The following is a 17,284-nucleotide window of genomic DNA, read 5'->3' on the forward strand; positions in this document are numbered from 1 at the left end:
TTCCCGGGCGCATGCAGCGCCAGCGGAATGCGACCCGGGACCCAGCGCAGGACTCCGCGAAGCTTCCGACTGAATCAATCTGTGCCGCTGGCGCGGCGCTTTTTGTGCTGGGTCCCGGATCAGGTTCCGCTTCGCTCCACCCGTCCGGGAAAGGGCCGCGCGTCACGAGACGCGGAGACGCTCAGCCCGGACCGCGCGATCGGATGATGGTTTGCGGCCCTGAAAAAATTCGTCCATTGAGGCCGCGACCGCCCGCGCCGGGCAGCAAGACCACGTCAGACGTCTCGGGACGACCCTCATGGCCACACCGGAATTCGACCTCACCGATATCAAGCGCCGGATGCAGGGCGCCGTCGCCTCGCTCTCGAAGGACCTCGGGTCCCTGCGCACCGGGCGCGCCACGCCGTCGCTCCTCGACCCGATCCAGGTCGACGCCTACGGCTCGATGATGCCCATGGCCCAGGTCGCCACCGTGAGCGTGCCGGAGCCGCGGCTGCTGTCGATCTCGGTCTGGGACCGCAGCATGGTGACCGCCGTCGAGAAGGCGATCCGCGAATCCGATCTCGGCCTCAACCCGCAGACCGAAGGCCAGACCATCCGGCTCCGGATTCCCGAGATGAACGAGCAGCGCCGCAAGGAGATGGTCAAGGTCGCCCACAAGTACACCGAGGAGGCGCGCGTCGCCGTGCGCCACGTCCGCCGGGACGGCCTCGACCATCTCAAGAAGCTCCTGAAGGACAGCGCCATCTCGGAGGACGACGAGAAGCGCCAGGCCGCCGACGTGCAGAAGGCGACCGATCAGACCATCGCCGAGATCGACGGCGTGCTGGCCTCCAAGGAGAAGGAGATCATGCAGGTTTGAGGCAGGGCACGGTCCGCGCGTGACCGCCGCCGCCGCACCGGCCGCGTCGTCCAAAACCCCTTCGAAGGGGCGGCGCGAGCTGTGGCTGCGCGTCGTCTCCGGCCTCGTGCTCGGGGCCGGCGTGGTGGCCGCGCTGGTCTATGGCGGCTGGCCGTTTGCCGGCGTCTGGCTCGCGGCCGGCATCATCGGCTTCGCCGAGTGGATGGTGATGAGCCGCACCGAGCCCCGCGAGGTGCTGATCGCGCTCGGCGCGGCAACGCTCGGCGCCCTGCTGCTCTGCCAGCGCGGCGGCGCCCCGGCGCCCGCCTGCCTCGCCGTCCTGATCCTCGGCGCCGCCGCCTGCGCCACGGTGGCGCGGACCGGCTGGGGCCGGATGCGCGCCTTCGTCGGCGTGCTCGGGGCCGGCGCCGTCGCGGCGGTGCCCGTGGCGCTGCGCGACGATCCCGCGATCGGGCTCGTCGGGCCGGCTTGGATGTTCGCGGTGGTCTGGTCCACCGACATCGCCGCCTATTTCGCCGGCCGGAAGATCGGCGGCCCGAAGCTGATGCCCCGGGTCTCGCCCAACAAGACGTGGTCCGGCGCGATCGGCGGCCTGATCGGCGCCGTCGCGGCCGGGACGCTCGTGCCGGTCATCGCCGATCTCGCCGGCATGACCTTGCCGAGTGCCGCCTCCCTGCCGGTGGTGGCGGGCGTGAGCGCGCTCGCCTCGGTCCTCAGCCAGGCGGGCGACCTGATCGAATCCGGCCTCAAGCGCCGCTACGGCGTGAAGGATTCGGGAAAGATCATCCCGGGCCATGGCGGCGTCATGGACCGGCTCGACGGTTTTTTTGCAGTGGCCGTGCTGGCGGCCGTCTATCTGGCCCTGCGCGGGGCTGGACTGACCGCGTGACGATGAGGGAGTTGAACCCGTGACCCAGATCGTCACCGTCTTCGGGGCCACCGGCTCGATCGGCCGCTCCACCGCCGACCTGCTGGCCCAGCATGCCGACCGCTTCCGCGTCGGCGCCCTCGTCGGCGGCAAGGATCCCGTCGCCCTGGCCCGGACGGCGCGCGAACTCGGCGCGTCCTTCGCGGCCCTTGCCGACGAAACCGCCGGCCCGGCGCTGGCCGAGGCCCTGTCGGGCTCCGGCATCCCCAACGGGGCGGGGGAGGGGGCCGTCATGGAGGCGGTCGCCCGGGACGCCGATATCGTGGTGGCGGCGGTGAGCGGGGCGGCGGGGCTCAAGTCGACCCACGCGGCTTTGCGCCTGGGCCGGACGGTGGCGCTCGCCAACAAGGAGAGCCTCGTCTGCGCCGGCGATGCCTTCATGCGTGATGCCCAGCGCTACGGCGCCACGATCCTGCCGATGGATTCCGAGCACGACGCGCTGAGCCAGGCGCTGGCCGGCCGGCCGCTGGCCGACGTGCGCACGATGATGATCACGGCCTCCGGCGGCCCGTTCCGCACCTGGACCCGCGAGCGGATCGCCGCCGCCTCCGCCACCGAGGCCGCCGCCCACCCGACCTGGTCGATGGGCATGAAGATCAACATCGATTCGGCGAGCCTGATGAACAAGGGCCTCGAACTGATCGAGGCGCACCACCTGTTCGGCATCGAGCCCGAGCGGCTGGACGTCGTGGTGCATCCGCAATCGGTGATCCACGGGATGGTCTACTGGCTCGACGGTGCGGTGACCGCGGAGCTGGCGCTGCCCGACATGCGCGTGCCGATCTCGCACTGCCTCGGCCTCGGCGACCGCCTGACCATCGAACGCGGGCGGCCTTTGGATCTCGTGAAGCTCGGTGCGCTCACCTTCGAGGCCGCGGATGAGGAGCGCTTCCCGTGCCTGCGGATCGCCCGGGCGGCGCTGGCCGCGGGCGGCGCGGCGCCGACCGTGATGAACGCCGCCAACGAGATCGCGGTGGCGGCCTTCATCGCCGGCCGGATCGGCTTCTACGGGATCAGCGATCTGGTCGAGCGGGCCTGCACGCACTTCGCCGGCCCATACCGGACCGCGCCGGCCGATGTCGACGAGGCGCTGGCCATCGACGCGCATGTCCGGGTCTGGAGCGCCGAGGCGCTGCCGGAGCTTCGGGCGGCCGGGTAGCACGTCCATTCAGGCGGCGCGTCAGCGCTCTGGACCATAGCCAGCCAAAAACACCCGCACGGCCTCGGCGGTCTGGAACTGCATCCGGGCTTCGTCCTTCTCGCCGCCCGCGGCGAACAGCATGCGCGTGAGAAGTCCGGCGAGACAGAGATGTAAAAAGTGCTGCGCCGCCAGGGTGGTGTCGGCGATGCGCAGCCGGCCGGCCTGCACCTGCACGTCGAGATAGGCTGCGAGTCGTGCCACGCCGCGCGCGGGTCCGGCGTCGTAATAGACCTGCCCGAACTGCGGGAACTTCTCGCAGACGCCGATCACCATGCGGTGCACCGAGATGTGCCGTGGCTGGGACATCTCGGCGAGGAAGCTCAGTCCCAGGCGCGTCAGGACGGCCGGGATGTCGGTATCGTTCGGGTCGAAGGTGAAGAGGGTCTCGGCGAGGCTGGCCTTTTCCTCGAGGATCAGAGCCTCGAACAACGCCTCCTTGCTTTCGAAGTAGACGTAGAGCGTCCCCTTCGAGACGCCGGACGCCCGGGCGATCTCGCCCATGCTGGCACCGTCGTAGCCGGCCGAGAGAAAGACCGTGCGAGCGCCGTCGAGGATCTGCCGCCGCTTGTCACCCTCGTGCGAAGCCTGTCCCCGCTCGAGTACTGCTCCCTGCGCCATCATCCCGCTCCACGTCCGCGACGCCGCTCCGCTTGACCGAACCGTTCGGTCAACGTAACTTGGGCCTAGTTCCGGCGCGCGTCAAGACGTGCCCGGCCCTGTTCTGACCGAACGGTTCGGTCATTGATCTTGAGGCGTTGGAATGTCTCTTCGCGATGATCTGGATCGGTCCAATACCGATCATGAGAGCGCGCTCGAGCACGCCCATGACGGGCGTGCGGAGCGTTCAGCGCCACATCCACACGTCGCCGCTTCAGCCGTCCCGGCAGAACCCGCATCCCCCGCGGTGGAGGCGACGCGCAAGCGTCCGCTCCGCCGAGCCGTCCTGCTCGCTGTCCTGGCCGTCGCGCTCGGCGGCGGAGGTTATGCCGGCTGGCAGTGGTGGACGGTCGGGCGGTTCTTCGTCTCGACCGACGACGCCTACGTCCAGGCCGATATCTCGGTGCTCGCCGCGAAGGTTCCGGGTTACCTCGAAGCGGTCCCGGTGGTGAACGGCGTCTCGGTGAAGAAGGGCGACGTGATCGCCAAGCTCGACGACGGCGATTACCGCCTCGCGCTCCAGGCCGCGCAGGACAAGCTCGCCACGCAGGAGAGCACCATCGCGCGGATCGCCCGGCAGGCCGAGGCCGCGCAGGCGCAGGTCGCCCAGGCCGCGGCGCAGCTCGACGCGACCCGCGCCGACGCGGTCCGCGCCCAGGCGGATTTCACCCGGTCGATGCAGATGCAGGCGGATTACGTCGCCAAGTCGCGCATCGACCAGACCCGGGCCGACCGCGACCGGACCGAGGCTTCGGTGAAGGCCATGGAGGCGGGCCTCGTGGCGGCCCGCGCCAATGTCGACGTCCTCAAGGCGCAGAAGCGCGAGGCGGAGAGCCTCGCGGCCGAGCTGCGCACCGCCGTCGACCGGGCCCGCCGGGACCTCGACTTCGCGGTGATCCGCGCCCCCTTCGACGGGGTGGTGGGCAACAAGGCCGTGGAGGCCGGCGCCTACGTGGCGCCCGGCACCCGGATCGCCGCGCTGGTGCCGCTCCAGAGCGTGCGGATCGACGCGAACTTCAAGGAGACCCAGGTCCAGCGCATGCGCCCCGGCCAGCCGGTGACGGTGACAGTGGACGCCTACCCGGATCGCGAGATCCAGGGCGTGGTGGAATCGTTCTCGCCGGCCTCCGGCTCGGTGTTCAGCCTGCTGCCCCCCGACAACGCCACGGGCAACTTCACCAAGATCGTCCAGCGCCTGCCCGTCCGCGTGCGGGTTCCCGAAGAGGTCGCCCGCGAGGGGCTGCTGCGGCCGGGCCTGTCGGCGGTGGTGCGGGTCGATACCCGTGGTGGCGCGGACCGTTCCGTGCTCGACCGGGCCGCGCGCGAGCGGCCGGTCAGCACCGCGAGCCGGTAAGACCCGCGATGGCCGCCACCGCCGCCCTCGCGCCCGGCGCACTGGCGCGCGCCGCCGAGCCGCCGCTCGATCGCCGCCGGATGGTGGCGTTCGTCTGCATGGTGTTCGGGATGTTCATGGCGATCCTGGACATCCAGATCGTCTCGGCCTCCCTCAATGAGATCCAGGCCGGCCTCTCGGCATCCGGTGACGAGATTCCCTGGGTCCAGACCAGCTACCTGATCGCCGAGGTCATCTCGATCCCGCTCTCCGGCACCCTGTCGCGGGTGCTCTCGACGCGGTGGATGTTCGCCATCTCGGCGGGCGGCTTCACCCTGATGAGCGTGATGTGCGCGACCTCCTCGTCGATCGGCGAGATGATCGTCTGGCGCGCCGCGCAGGGCTTCATCGGCGGCGGCATGATCCCGACCGTGTTCGCGGCGGCCTTCACGATCTTCCCGCCCTCGAAGCGGACCATCGTGTCGCCGATGATCGGCCTCGTGGCGACGCTGGCGCCGACCATCGGCCCGACGGTCGGCGGCTACCTCACCGACCTGCTGTCCTGGCACTGGCTGTTCCTGATCAACGTCGTGCCGGGCATTTTCGTGACGGTCTCGACCTGGATCCTGGTCGACTTCGACAAGCCGGACTACCGTCTTCTGCAATCCTTCGACTGGGCGGGCCTCGCCTTCATGGCGGGCTTCCTCGGCTGCCTCGAATACGTTCTGGAGGAGGGGCCGAACCACGATTGGCTGCAGGATGAGGCGGTGTTCGCCTGCGCTCTGATCTGCGGGGTCTCGGGGCTGCTGTTCTTCTGGCGGGTCTTCACGGCCAGGCAGCCGATCGTCGATCTGCGCGCCTTCGCGGACCGCAATTTCGCCAGCGGCTGCGTGGCGAGCTTCGTGCTCGGGATCGGGCTCTACGGGCTGACCTACATCTACCCGGTCTACCTCGCGCGCGTCCGCGGCTACTCGGCGCTGATGATCGGCGAGACGATGTTCGTCTCCGGACTGTTCATGTTCATCACTGCGCCGATCGCCGGCCGCCTGTCCGGCAAGGTCGATCCGCGCATCATGATGGGGATCGGCTTCGCGGGCTTCGCCTGCGGCACGTGGATCGTCACCGGCCTCACCAAGGATTGGGATTTTTCGGAGCTGCTGGTGCCGCAGATCCTGCGCGGCTGCTCGCTGATGCTGTGCATGATCCCGATCAACAACATCGCGCTCGGCACCCTGCCGCCGGCCCGGATGAAGAACGCCTCCGGCCTGTTCAACCTCACCCGCAACCTCGGCGGCGCGGTGGGGCTCGCGCTGATCAACACGGTGCTCAACGACCGGTGGGACCTGCACCTCGCCCGGCTGCACGAGCGGTTCAGCTGGACCAGCACCGCCGCCCTGGAGCGCCTCGACACGCTTCAGCGCGGCTTCGACTCCTTCGGCAGTGCGGCCCCCGACATGGCGCTCAGGGCCATGACCAACACGGTGCGGATCCAGGGGCTCGTCATGGCCTTCGAGGACGTGTTCCTCGCCCTGACGATCCTGTTCCTGGCGATGGCCTGCGCCGTGCCGCTGGTCCGGCGTCCGCGCGCGGCGGCCGGCGGCGGGGGCGGCCACTGACGGGGCGGTCCGTGCCCGCCGCGACGAGGCGCGATCCCGCACAGGAATGCGTTGGCGGTGCGCCCCACCGATCTGCTAGGATGTCGGGATGCGCCGGTCCCGGGGGGCCCGCGCGACGACGGCCAGGGATCGGCTTATGGACTTCCTCAACGCGATGGGCGGCACCGCGGGCGGCTTCTTCGGCGCCCTGATCCCGTTCCTGTTCGTGCTCACCGTGGTGGTGTTCGTGCACGAGATGGGCCACTTCCTGGTCGGGCGCTGGTGCGGCGTCGGCGTTCACGCCTTCTCCCTCGGCTTCGGGCCGGAACTCGTCGGCTTCAACGACCGCCGCGGCACCCGCTGGAAGCTCTGCGCCATCCCGCTCGGCGGCTACGTCAAGTTCCACGGCGACGTGAACGGGGCGAGCATGCCGGACCCCGAGGCCGTCGCCCGCATGAGCCCGCAGGAGCGGGCGATCAGCTTCCCGACCCAGCCCGTCGCCAAGCGCGCCGCGATCGTCGCCGCCGGCCCGGTGGCGAACTTCATCCTGGCGATCCTGCTGTTCGCCGGGGCGATCTGGCTCGGCGGCCGCTACGAATTGCCGGCCCGGGTCTCCTCGGTGGAGCCGAACAGCGTCGCCGCCCAGGCCGGCTTCCAGCCGGGCGACGTGATCACCGCCATCGACGGCGAGAAGATCGGCGATTTCAACGCGATGTACCGCACGGTGACGGGCAGCGCCGGCACGCCGCTGACCTTCACGGTCGAGCGCGACGACAAGCCGATCACCATCCAGGCGACGCCGGCTACCTTCGAGGAGAAGACCCCGTTCGGCCGCCACCGGATCGGCCGTCTGGGCATCCGCTCCCCCGCGGGGTCCGAGGCGCGGCTCGTGCGCTACGGGGCGCTCGATTCCCTGAACCTCGGCGTGAAGGAGACCTACTTCGTCGTCGAGCGCACCTTCTCGTATCTCGGCAAGCTCGCCACGGGACGGGAATCGGCCGACCAGCTCTCGGGCCCGATCGGCATCGCCCGCGTCTCCGGCGAGGTCGCCAAGACCGGCGGCGTCGGCGGCCTTGTCGGCCTGATCGCGCTGCTCTCGGTCTCGATCGGCCTCCTGAACCTGTTCCCGGTGCCGCTGCTCGATGGCGGCCATCTCCTGTTCTACGCCTTCGAGGTCGTCCGTGGCCGGCCGCTCAGCGAGCGCGCCCAGGAGATCGGGTTCCGGATCGGCCTCGCGCTGGTCCTGATGCTGATGCTGTTCGCCGCCTGGAACGATATCCTCAACCTCGGCGCGTCCTGGCGAAACACCTGATCCGGAGGAGTTGCGGTTCCTCCCCGGACGCCTTGAGCATCCTGTCCGCTCTCCACCGGAAAGGATGCCCGATTCCCGCCGCGATCCGGCCCCGAAGCCGCCCGATCGGCGCCCCGCAGACGGATCAGAATAGGGTTAACGCCGCGTTGAAAGTCGCGGCGCCACGGCGGAAAAAACGCGCGGCCACAGGCGTTTATGCGTCGTTCACTACATTTGGCGGTTTGCCCGCTTCGTGGCCGGATCGTTAAGTGGCGCGAAGGCCACGACCCCCCAAAATCCCCTGACGATGGCCGCCCGCGCGTTTGCTTGGCAGGGGAATCCCGCTAAGAGCTACGCTTGGACCGAAGCCACGCTTGGACCAGGTGACGGGACGGCCGATCAACGGTCGCCTGTGACGGGCTAACCCCCGCGACCAGAACAGAAACGGGCGATTGCATGATGTCGTTGACGGGGAAGCCCCGACGTAAGTCGGTGCGGAGAACCATCGTCCTAGTCACTGCCGGTCTGAGCCTCGTCCTGAGCGGGGCCGCTCAGGCGCAGCAGATCGTCGTCCAGGGCAACCAGCGCGTCGATGCCGACACGGTCCGGTCCTACGTGACCGGGACGGCGTCCGGATCCGCCGAGGAGGCCCGCCGCAACCTGCTGGCGAGCGGCATGTTCTCGGACGTGAAGGTCACCCAGGCGGGCGGGCGCACGGTGGTCACCGTCCGCGAGAACAACCTGATCAACCGGGTGGTGTTCGAGGGCAACAAGAAGATCGAGAAGGCGACCCTGGAAGGGGTGGTCGAGGCGAAGGCCCGCGGGCCCTACAGCGAGGCGATCGTCAACGCCGATCTCGCCCGCATCCGCGACGTCTACAAGCGGTTCGGCCGCGGCACCGCCAAGGTGACCTACCGCACCGTCGACCTGCCGAACGGCCGGGTCGACGTGATCTACCAGATCGACGAGGGCGACAAGACCGGCATCATCTCGATCAACTTCGTCGGCAACAACGCCTATTCGGACCGGACGTTGAAGGGGCTGATGAGCTCCTCGGAGATGAACTTCCTGTCGTTCATCAAGACCTCCGACGTCTACGATCCCGACCGCATCACCAACGACCTCGATCAGGTGCGCCGCTACTACCTGAAGAACGGCTACGCCGACTTCCAGGTGGTGAGCGCCGACGCCCGCTACGTCGAGGGCGAGACCTCGGGCTACGTCATCACCGTCACGGTGAACGAGGGCGAGCAGTACAAGGTCGGCGCGGTGCAGGTGGATTCCCGCCTGCCGGGCCTCAACACGACCCAGCTGACCGACGGCGTCGCCACCGCCGTGGGTGACGTCTACAATGCCGACGACGTCGAGAAGACGCTGAACAACGTCACCCGCGAGGTGAACCGCGCAGGCTACCCGTTCGCGCAGGTGCGTCCGACCGGCCAGCGCGATCCGGCGAGCCATCAGGTCTCCCTGGGCTTCGTGGTCGAGGACGGCCCACACGTCTACGTCGAGCGCATCAACATCCGCGGCAACACCCGCACCCGCGACTACGTCATCCGCCGCGAACTCGATATCGCCGAGGGCGACGCCTACAACCGCGTGCTGACCGACCGCGCCGAGCGGCGCCTGAACGGCCTGGGCTTCTTCAAGAAGGTCCGCTTCTCCAATGAGCCGGGCTCGGCGCCCGACCGCGTGGTCATCAACATCGACGTCGAGGATCAGCCCACGGGTTCGTTCTCGGTGGCGGGCGGCTACTCCACCCAGGACGGCATCATCGGCGAGGTCTCGGTCTCCGAGTCGAACTTCCTCGGGCGCGGCCAGTATGTCCGCCTCGCCGGCACTGGCGGCCAGTACTCGCGCGGAGTCGACTTCTCGTTCACCGAGCCGTACTTCCTCGGCTACCGGCTCGCCGCCGGCTTCGACGCCTTCTACAAGTACTCGGACCTGACCCGGTACTCGCGCTACGAGACCACGGTCTACGGCGGCCAGCTCCGCCTCGGCCTGCCGATCACCGAGGAGTTCGGCATCACGCTGCGCTACTCGCTGTACAACACCGAGCTGAAGGTGCCGAACACTCTCAAGCGGCCGTACAACGACTGCTCGATCCCGATCCCGGGCTACACCGCCACCTATGCGCCCGGCACGATCGACCCGAACACGGGCCGGAACATCGGCGGGCAGGCGCTCTACCCGAACTGCGCCTATGACGGCGAGGCCTCGATCGCCATCAAGGGCTCGCAGGGCAACACGCTGACCTCGCTGGCCGGCCTGACGCTCGCCTACTCGACGCTCGATGTGATCGGCGCGCCGCACAACGGCCTCTACGCCGAATTGAAGCCCGACGTGGCGGGTCTGGGCGGCGACTCGAAGTTCTTCCGCGTCACCGCCGATGCGCGCTACTACAAGGAGATCTTCGAGGACGTGATCGGCTTCGTCCGGTTCCAGGGCGGCCACATCGAGTCCATCGACGGCAAGCCGCTGCGGGTGACCGACGAGTTCTTCCTCGGTCCGTCGCTGGTCCGCGGCTTCGCGCCGAACGGCATCGGTCCGCGCGACGTCGGCATCGCCGACGCCCGCTCGAACGCGATCGGCGGCTCGACCTATGTCGGCGGCACCCTCGAGGTGCAGTTCCCGCTGCCCGGCGTCCCGCGCGATCTCGGCCTGAAGGGCGCGCTCTTCGCCGATGCCGGCACGCTGTTCGGCTACAACAGCCGGCGGACCTTCGACGTGAACGGCGACGGGTTCATCAACGGCACGTCGCCGCAGACCGGAAAGTGCAACTTCAACGCCTTCACGATCGGCGTCGAGCCGGAATGCGTGAACGTCCGGGACAGCGCCGCGATCCGCTCCTCGGTCGGCGCCTCCATCCTGTGGAACTCGCCGCTCGGCCCGATCCGCTTCGACTACGCCTACGCCCTGACGAAGGATGAAGGTGTCGCGGTCTACGTGCCGATCCTCGGCAAGTACGGCCATATCGGCAAGGACCAGACCCAGGCGTTCCGCTTCTCCGGCGGCTCGCGCTTCTGATCACGATCTCTGGCGCGGCGGCCATCGTCCCGGCCGCCGCGTTATCGGGCATGTCAGATCCCATCTTCTTCGCCGCCGCGGCGGACCTTACCCTCGCGGAGATCGCGGCGGTCGCCGGCGTGAGCCTTCCCGAGGGGGCCGACCCGCAGGCCAAGCTCGCCGGCGCGGCGTCCCTGGAAGGTGCCGGACCGCAGCACCTCGCCTACATGGACAACGCCCGCTACGGCGATGCCTTCGCGGCGACGCGGGCAGGGGCCTGCCTGGTCTCGCCGCGCTTCGCGGCGCGCTGCCCGTCCGGCACCATCGCCCTGGTCATCCGGGATCCGTACCGCGCCTACGCGACCCTGCTCGGACGCCTGCATCCGGACGCCCTGCGCCCCGGCTCGCAGTTCGGCGCCCGCGGTATCGCCCCCGGGGCCCATGTTCATTCGGACGCGCGGCTCGAGGCGGGCGTCGTCGTCGATCCGGGCGCGGTGATCGGCCCCGGCGCGGAGATCGGAAGCGGCACGGTGATCGGGCCGAACGCGGTGGTCGGTCCGGGCGTACGCATCGGGCGCGACTGCGCCATCGGGGCTGGCACGACGCTCAGCCACGCGCTCCTGGGAAACCGCGTCATCCTGCACCCCGGCGCGCGGCTCGGGCAGGACGGGTTCGGCTTCGCCATGGGCGCCACCCATCTCAAGGTCCCGCAGATCGGCCGCGTGATCGTCCAGGACGACGTGGAGATCGGCGCCAACACCACGATCGACCGGGGCGCCTCGCGCGACACGGTGATCGGGGAGGGGACCAAGATCGATAACCTCGTGCAGATCGCCCACAACGTCGTGATCGGGCGCCACTGCGTGATCGTGTCGGGCGTCGGCATCTCGGGTTCGACCACCCTGGAGGATTACGTGGTCCTCGGCGGGCAGGTCGGCGTCGTCGGGCATCTGCGGATCGGCCGCGGCGCGCAGATCGCCGGCTCGTCCAACGTCAACCGCGACGTCCCGCCGGGCAGCCGCTGGGGCGGGACGCCCGCCAAGCCGGTGCGCACCTGGTTCCGCGAACTCACCACCCTGGCCCGCCTCGCCGAGCGCTCGGGCAAGGCTGCGGCGGACGACGAGGGTTGAAGGCGGGGCGCTGGCGCGGGCTTCCCGGTGCCCGGATCGATCCGCGCCTCCGGAAGGTCTTGCGCTTCCGGCGATTTCTGCCGAAGAGGGCGCTCCCTTCGCCATCGGCGTCGGGATGTCAGGCCGCCGCCGGCGGCACGTCGAGGTGCGGGATCCGATGAGTGAGGCGGCGCGCGAGACAGGCGGCGAGCTGGGCATAGCCGATATCCAGACGCTGCTGGAGTTGCTGCCACACCGCTATCCGTTCCTCATGGTGGACCGGATCGTCGAGATCGACCGCGACGAATCCTGCATCGGCATCAAGAACGTCACGGCCAACGAGCCGCAATTCATGGGGCATTTTCCCGGCCTGCCGGTCTTCCCGGGCGTGTTGCTGATCGAGGGGATGGCCCAGACGGCTGGCGCGATCTGCTGCCGTCACATCCGCACAGACGAGCTGCGCACCAAGCAGGTGTTCTTCATGACCATCGACAAGTGCAAGTTCCGCAAGCCGGTCACGCCCGGCGATCAGGTGCGCTTCCACATGACGAAGATCAACCAGCGCCGGACCATGTGGTGGTTCCGCGGTGAGGCCCGGGTCGACGGTGCGCTGGTGGCCGAAGCCGAGATCGGCGCCATGCTGGTGACGGAGTGAGTGCGCCGGACATCCATGCGAGCGCCGTGATCGAGCCCGGCGCGGAGATCGGCGACGGGGCGCGGATCGGTCCCTTCTGTCATATCGGGCCCGAAATCGTGCTCGGGGCCGGGTGCGAACTCGTCAGCCACGTCGTCCTCGCGGGCCGAACCACGATCGGACCGCGCACGCGGATCTTCCCCTTCGCGTCGATCGGCCACCAGCCGCAGGACCTGAAGTACCGGGGCGAGGCTTCGACGCTCACGGTCGGGGCCGATTGCCTGATCCGCGAGGGCGTCACCATGAACCCGGGCACCAGCGGCGGCGGGCTGGAGACCGTGGTCGGTGATCACTGCACCTTCCTGGCGAACTCCCATGTCGGCCACGATTGCCGGGTGGGGGCGCACGTGATCTTCTCCAACAACGTCATGCTGGCCGGGCATTGCGCGGTCGGCGACTACGCGATCCTCGGGGGCGGGGCGGCCGTGATCCAGTTCGCGCGGGTCGGGGCGCACGCCTTCGTGGGCGGCCTCTCGGGACTGGAGAACGATTGCATCCCCTACGGCATGGTGCTGGGCAACCGGGCCACGCTGTCGGGGCTCAACATCATCGGCCTGCAGCGCCGCGGCTTCGCCCGGGAGGACATCCACGCCCTGCGGCGCGCCTATCGTCTGCTCTTCGCCCCCGAGGGCACGCTGATGGAGCGGGTCGAGGACGTGGCCGCGACCTTCGAGTCCCATGCCGCGGTGCGCGAGATCCTCGACTTCATCCGCGTCGGCGGCAAGCGCTCGATCTGCACGCCGCGCGAAGTCCCGACCCCGATCAGCGCCGCCTGACCGGCGCCCGTCATGGCCAAGGCCGACCCCCCGCCCGAGGGTACCCTCGTGCTGATCGCAGGGGCCGGGCGCCTGCCGGAACTCGTCGCCGACTCCCTGCGCCGGGCGCGCCGGCCGTTCCGCGTGATCGCGCTGCGCGGCTTCACGGGACAGACCCTGCGCGCCAGCGCCGACGCCACGGTCGACCTCCTCGACCTCGCCGCCACCCTGAAGCTGCTGCGCCAGTGGGGTCCGGCCATCGTGGTGCCGGCCGGGGGCGTGTCCCGACCGAGCCCGGCCGCGATCCTCAATGCCGGCGCGGCCCTGCGCAACCGCGAGGCGCTGCGCGCCATCGCGGGCGGGGGCGACGACCGCCTCCTGCGCGCCGCCCTGACGCTCGTCGAGGAGGAGGGGCACCGGATCCTCGGCGTCCACGAAGCCGCGCCGGACCTGCTCTGTCCGGAGGGGGTGATCGGGCGCCGTCAGCCGGATCCGAGTGCCGCCGCCTCGATCGCCGCCGGGCGCCGCGTGCTGGACGCGCTCTCGCCCTTCGACCTCGGACAGGCCGTGGTACTCGCCGGCGACCGGGTGCTCGCCGTCGAGGGACCGGAGGGGACCGACCGGATGCTCGCCCGGACGCGCGCCCTCGGGCGCCGGCCCTTCGGCTGGGGGCGGGCGCTGCCCGCGACCGTGCTGGTGAAGGCGCCGAAGATCGGACAGGATCGGCGCATCGACCTGCCGGCGATCGGTCCGCGCACGGTGCGCAATGCCGGCCGGGCCGGCTGCATCGGCATCGCCCTCGAAGCCGCGGGAACGCTGGTGATCGACCGGGCCGCCACCGCCGCGGAGGCCGACCGCCTCGGCCTGTTCGTGGTCGGCTACGCGAGCGCCCCGCGATGACCCGACCCCGCACCGTCTGGCTCGTGGCCGGCGAGGATTCCGGCGACCAGCTCGGCGCCAAGCTGATGCGGGCGCTGCGCGAGATGGCGCCGGACGCGACCTTCGGCGGCGTCGGCGGCGAGGCCATGACGGAGGCGGGGGCGGAGGCGGGGTTCGCCTCCCTGTTCCCCCTCGATGACGTGGCGGTGATGGGCTACCTGCCGGTGCTCGCCCGCGCCCGCACGCTGCTGCGGCGCATCCGCGAGACCGCTGGGGCCGCGGTGCGCGCCCGGCCGGACGTGCTGGTGATCATCGACAGCCCCGGCTTCACCCACGCGGTGGCGAAGCGCGTGCGCAAGGCCGCCCCCGGCATCCCGATCATCGACTACGTCTCGCCGAGCGTCTGGGCCTGGCGCCCGTGGCGCGCGAAGGGCATGCGCACCTTCATCGATCACGTCCTGGCGCTGCTGCCCTTCGAGCCCGATGCCCATCGGCGGCTCGGCGGGCCACCCTGCACCTATGTCGGGCATCCGCTGATCGAGCGCTTGGCCGAGCTGCGCCCGTCCGGTGCGGAGACTCACCGCCGGGAGACGGCGCCCCACAGCCTCGTCATCCTGCCGGGATCGCGCCGCTCCGAGATCGAGCGGCTCATGCCGGTCTTCGGGCAGGCGTTGGAGCAGGTCTTTTGCGCGCATCCGGTCGAGGCGGTGCTGCCGGCGGTGACGCGCCACCGGGCCCTGATCGAGCGCCTCGCGACGGCTTGGCCGGTGCCGGTCCGGATCGTCACCGGCGAGGCGCCGAAATACGCCGCCTTCCGCGGTGCCCGCGCGGCGCTCGCGGCCTCAGGCACGGTCACGCTTGAGCTGGCGCTGGCGGGCGTTCCCATGGTGGTGGCCTACAAGGTCTCGCGGGCCGAGGAGGTCATCGCCCGCCGGCTGATCCAGGTGCCGACCATCGTGCTGCCGAACCTCATCCTGGCCGAGAACGTCATGCCGGAATTCATCCAGGCGGCGTGCACGCCCGGGCGTCTCGCCGAGGCCCTGGCGCCCCTGCTGGCGGGGGGCGTGGCCCGCGAAGCCCAGTGCGCGGCGCTGGCGCGGATCGATGACCGGATGCGCCTGCCGGATGCGGATACGCCGAGCCGGGCCGCCGCGCGGATCGTCCTGCGGGCGGCGGAGCGACCGTCCGGATAGGCCGTGGTTCCAGCCCTTTCGAAATGTAGGGCCGTGATCCCCACGCATTCACGTCGTGCCGGTTGCGCACCGACCCTTTCCCGGGCGCCTGAAGCGCCAGCGGAATGCGACCCGGGATCCAGCACGAAACGTCGCGAAGCGTCGATCTGGATAAACCCGTGCCCGCTGTCGCGGCGCTTTTCGTGCTGGGTCCCGGAACAGGTTCCGCTGACGCTTCACCTGTCCGGGAAAGAGGGTGCGTGTCATGAGCCCAAAAGCGCCGAAGCCCAAGAGCGCCGAATCCCAAGAGTGCCGAATCCCAAGAGCGCCGAATCCCAAGAGCGCCGATCTTGGACTCCGCGCTTGACCAGACACCGGGAAAGGCCCGGCCGTGGACCCTACCCAGCGCGCCGGCTGCAGCGGGTGTACGTCACGGTCCCCCGGTTGCTCGACCAGGTCAGGCGATCGTCATCCACCGTCAGCCGGACCTGCGACGACCAGTGACGCCCGCGGTCGGTGCACTCGGCCGCGGTCACCCAGGAACCGCCGGACCGGCGCGTGTCGTGGAAGGTGCAGAGCGTGCGGCCGGCGCGCGCCTGATCCTGCGTGATCGTCGCGGGGATATAGCCCCGCCGCCGCGAGCGGTGCCCGCAGGCCGAAGGCGTCGGCCCCCAGACGCCGACATACAAGGCGCTCACGGGTGCCGGAGCGGTCCGGGAGAGGGGAGCCGGCGCCGATGGCTGAGCGGCCTGGACCTCCCGAGGCTGCACCGGGGGCGCGGCGACAGGTGAATCGAGGCCCACGACCCGGCTCGCCAGCGCTCGCTGCCCGGCGGCGGGCTCCGCGGGCGCGGCCGCCTCGGGTCGCTGGGGCCGGAACGGCATGTCTTCCGTCAGGTAGGCGGCGCTGTAGGCGAACAGCCCGATCCAGCCGGCGATCAGCAGGGCCGGCAGGACGTAGCGACGCCTGCGCTCGGAACGTGTTCCGCCGCCCGGATCCGCCAGCACCACTGCCCCCATCATAGTCCCTCCGTCGTTCGGTCAGCGACCGAAGATGCCCTTCAGGAACTGGGCCGTGCGGTTGCGCTTGCGCTTGCGCTCCAGCTCGGACGCGTCCTTGAGCCACGCGACCTGGACGACCCGCCGCTCGCCCTCGAACGGCTCGTGGCCGTGCCAGGAATTGTCGGCGCGCAGGAATGCGAACATCGTGCCCATGGTGGGCGGCACCTCGACCGCGAATGGTTCGTAGTTCTTCCCGTCGTAGAGCACCCGCAGGCGCCCGGCGGCCGGGGCCTCCCAGGCGTCGTTCATGTAGACGAGGAGCGTCAACACCTTCGACGGCCCGTCGGTGTGGATCGAGCCGTATTTCGGCTGGCTCTTGCGCATGATGGTGGTGAGCCGCGGGCAAGAGACGAGGTCGATCCCGAATTTTTCGCCCAGGATCCTCGAGAATTCGTCGCTCTCGAGTTCGTCGATCAGCGCCTTGAAGCGTCCCTTGAGGGCAACTTCGTCGACTGTGAGATAGCCGGGCTTGGCGATATCCGGGAAGTCGCGGCGGATCGCGTCAATGGCTTCGGGATTCAGGACGTTGCTGCCCAGCGTGTAGGCGTAGGGCTCCCGCGAGAGGGGCGCGGCGCGGACCGCCGAGATGTCGAGGATCGAAAGGGCGGACATCGTTGGATCCCTTGGCTCCAGGCTGAATCGGTCCAGGGCGAATCGGACGACACGCCGGGCGCGGGCCGCGCGTGCCGGAGGTCCGATCGGCGGGCTGGGCCGGCCAGACCGCGCAGGCCTCAGCCGTCC

Annotated in this window: 15 protein-coding genes; 12 read left to right on the forward strand and 3 right to left on the reverse strand. The window is 70.0% G+C overall.

Features of this window, described 5'->3' with window-relative positions:
* Positions 1 to 298: 298 nt before the first annotated feature.
* Genes frr through dxr form a run of 3 tightly spaced genes read left to right on the forward strand, consistent with a single transcriptional unit; the run spans position 299 to position 2,949 of the window.
* Entirely contained in the window at positions 299 to 862 is a 564-nt protein-coding gene (frr, locus tag MKK75_RS34260) for a ribosome recycling factor (protein WP_244046931.1), read from the forward strand.
* Positions 863 to 881: 19 nt separating this feature from the next.
* Positions 882 to 1,751, forward strand: a complete 870-nt coding sequence (locus tag MKK75_RS34265) for a phosphatidate cytidylyltransferase (RefSeq protein ID WP_244046932.1) — start codon at positions 882 to 884, stop codon at positions 1,749 to 1,751.
* A gap of 19 nt (positions 1,752 to 1,770) precedes the next feature.
* Positions 1,771 to 2,949 (forward strand): 1-deoxy-D-xylulose-5-phosphate reductoisomerase, encoded by a 1,179-nt coding sequence (dxr, locus tag MKK75_RS34270; protein ID WP_244046933.1) that lies wholly within the window; start codon positions 1,771 to 1,773, stop codon positions 2,947 to 2,949.
* Between the two features lie 21 nt (positions 2,950 to 2,970).
* Here the strand turns inward: dxr and MKK75_RS34275 are convergent, their stop codons facing one another.
* On the reverse strand, positions 2,971 to 3,609 hold the full coding sequence (locus tag MKK75_RS34275; RefSeq protein WP_244046991.1) for a TetR/AcrR family transcriptional regulator: 639 nt from the start codon (positions 3,607 to 3,609) through the stop codon (positions 2,971 to 2,973).
* Between the two features lie 142 nt (positions 3,610 to 3,751).
* On the opposite strand from MKK75_RS34275, the gene MKK75_RS34280 reads away from it, so the two are divergent.
* From MKK75_RS34280 to lpxB, 9 genes are all read left to right on the forward strand, one after another.
* Positions 3,752 to 5,002: an HlyD family secretion protein gene (locus MKK75_RS34280; protein ID WP_244046934.1), complete on the forward strand. Its 1,251-nt coding sequence runs from the start codon at positions 3,752 to 3,754 to the stop codon at positions 5,000 to 5,002.
* Between the two features lie 8 nt (positions 5,003 to 5,010).
* Positions 5,011 to 6,597: a DHA2 family efflux MFS transporter permease subunit gene (locus MKK75_RS34285; RefSeq protein WP_244046935.1), complete on the forward strand. Its 1,587-nt coding sequence runs from the start codon at positions 5,011 to 5,013 to the stop codon at positions 6,595 to 6,597.
* A 136-nt stretch (positions 6,598 to 6,733) separates the two neighbouring features.
* The gene (gene rseP / locus MKK75_RS34290; RefSeq protein ID WP_244046936.1) at positions 6,734 to 7,888 is read left to right on the forward strand and encodes an RIP metalloprotease RseP; all 1,155 of its coding nucleotides are present in this window, start codon (positions 6,734 to 6,736) and stop codon (positions 7,886 to 7,888) included.
* 435 nt (positions 7,889 to 8,323) lie between these two features.
* Positions 8,324 to 10,894, forward strand: a complete 2,571-nt coding sequence (bamA, locus tag MKK75_RS34295) for an outer membrane protein assembly factor BamA (RefSeq protein ID WP_244046937.1) — start codon at positions 8,324 to 8,326, stop codon at positions 10,892 to 10,894.
* Positions 10,895 to 10,944: 50 nt separating this feature from the next.
* A complete protein-coding gene (gene lpxD, locus MKK75_RS34300) occupies positions 10,945 to 12,003 on the forward strand; it encodes a UDP-3-O-(3-hydroxymyristoyl)glucosamine N-acyltransferase (protein WP_244046938.1) in 1,059 nt (352 codons plus the stop codon).
* Between the two features lie 157 nt (positions 12,004 to 12,160).
* On the forward strand, positions 12,161 to 12,637 hold the full coding sequence (gene fabZ, locus MKK75_RS34305; protein ID WP_244046939.1) for a 3-hydroxyacyl-ACP dehydratase FabZ: 477 nt from the start codon (positions 12,161 to 12,163) through the stop codon (positions 12,635 to 12,637).
* Positions 12,634 to 13,452: an acyl-ACP--UDP-N-acetylglucosamine O-acyltransferase gene (gene lpxA, locus MKK75_RS34310; protein WP_244046940.1), complete on the forward strand. Its 819-nt coding sequence runs from the start codon at positions 12,634 to 12,636 to the stop codon at positions 13,450 to 13,452. The genes fabZ and lpxA overlap by 4 nt, the downstream gene beginning before the upstream one ends.
* Positions 13,453 to 13,464: 12 nt before the next feature.
* A complete protein-coding gene (locus MKK75_RS34315; RefSeq protein WP_244046941.1) occupies positions 13,465 to 14,331 on the forward strand; it encodes an LpxI family protein in 867 nt (288 codons plus the stop codon).
* Positions 14,328 to 15,503, forward strand: coding sequence for a lipid-A-disaccharide synthase (lpxB, locus tag MKK75_RS34320; protein WP_244046942.1), 1,176 nt, complete (start codon positions 14,328 to 14,330; stop codon positions 15,501 to 15,503). The genes MKK75_RS34315 and lpxB overlap by 4 nt, the downstream gene beginning before the upstream one ends.
* A gap of 377 nt (positions 15,504 to 15,880) precedes the next feature.
* On the opposite strand, the gene MKK75_RS34325 is transcribed toward lpxB, so the two are convergent.
* The gene (locus tag MKK75_RS34325; protein ID WP_244046943.1) at positions 15,881 to 16,504 is read right to left on the reverse strand and encodes a peptidase inhibitor family I36 protein; all 624 of its coding nucleotides are present in this window, start codon (positions 16,502 to 16,504) and stop codon (positions 15,881 to 15,883) included.
* An 18-nt stretch (positions 16,505 to 16,522) separates the two neighbouring features.
* Positions 16,523 to 17,155: a 2OG-Fe(II) oxygenase gene (locus MKK75_RS34330; RefSeq protein WP_244046944.1), complete on the reverse strand. Its 633-nt coding sequence runs from the start codon at positions 17,153 to 17,155 to the stop codon at positions 16,523 to 16,525.
* Positions 17,156 to 17,284 lie beyond the last annotated feature (129 nt).

The organism is Methylobacterium sp. J-030 (genome assembly GCF_022829545.1).
Taxonomy (GTDB): Bacteria; Pseudomonadota; Alphaproteobacteria; order Rhizobiales; family Beijerinckiaceae; genus Methylobacterium.

Coding starts and splice junctions, on each gene's coding strand:
- MKK75_RS34285 (WP_244046935.1), top strand. CDS start 5,011: ATGGCCGCCACCGCCGCCCTCGCGCCCGGCGCACTGGCGCGCGCCGCC.
- frr (WP_244046931.1), top strand. CDS start 299: ATGGCCACACCGGAATTCGACCTCACCGATATCAAGCGCCGGATGCAG.
- MKK75_RS34275 (WP_244046991.1), bottom strand. CDS start 3,609: ATGGCGCAGGGAGCAGTACTCGAGCGGGGACAGGCTTCGCACGAGGGT.
- bamA (WP_244046937.1), top strand. CDS start 8,324: ATGATGTCGTTGACGGGGAAGCCCCGACGTAAGTCGGTGCGGAGAACC.
- MKK75_RS34325 (WP_244046943.1), bottom strand. CDS start 16,504: ATGATGGGGGCAGTGGTGCTGGCGGATCCGGGCGGCGGAACACGTTCC.
- lpxB (WP_244046942.1), top strand. CDS start 14,328: ATGACCCGACCCCGCACCGTCTGGCTCGTGGCCGGCGAGGATTCCGGC.
- MKK75_RS34280 (WP_244046934.1), top strand. CDS start 3,752: ATGTCTCTTCGCGATGATCTGGATCGGTCCAATACCGATCATGAGAGC.
- fabZ (WP_244046939.1), top strand. CDS start 12,161: ATGAGTGAGGCGGCGCGCGAGACAGGCGGCGAGCTGGGCATAGCCGAT.
- MKK75_RS34330 (WP_244046944.1), bottom strand. CDS start 17,155: ATGTCCGCCCTTTCGATCCTCGACATCTCGGCGGTCCGCGCCGCGCCC.
- rseP (WP_244046936.1), top strand. CDS start 6,734: ATGGACTTCCTCAACGCGATGGGCGGCACCGCGGGCGGCTTCTTCGGC.
- MKK75_RS34315 (WP_244046941.1), top strand. CDS start 13,465: ATGGCCAAGGCCGACCCCCCGCCCGAGGGTACCCTCGTGCTGATCGCA.
- lpxD (WP_244046938.1), top strand. CDS start 10,945: ATGTCAGATCCCATCTTCTTCGCCGCCGCGGCGGACCTTACCCTCGCG.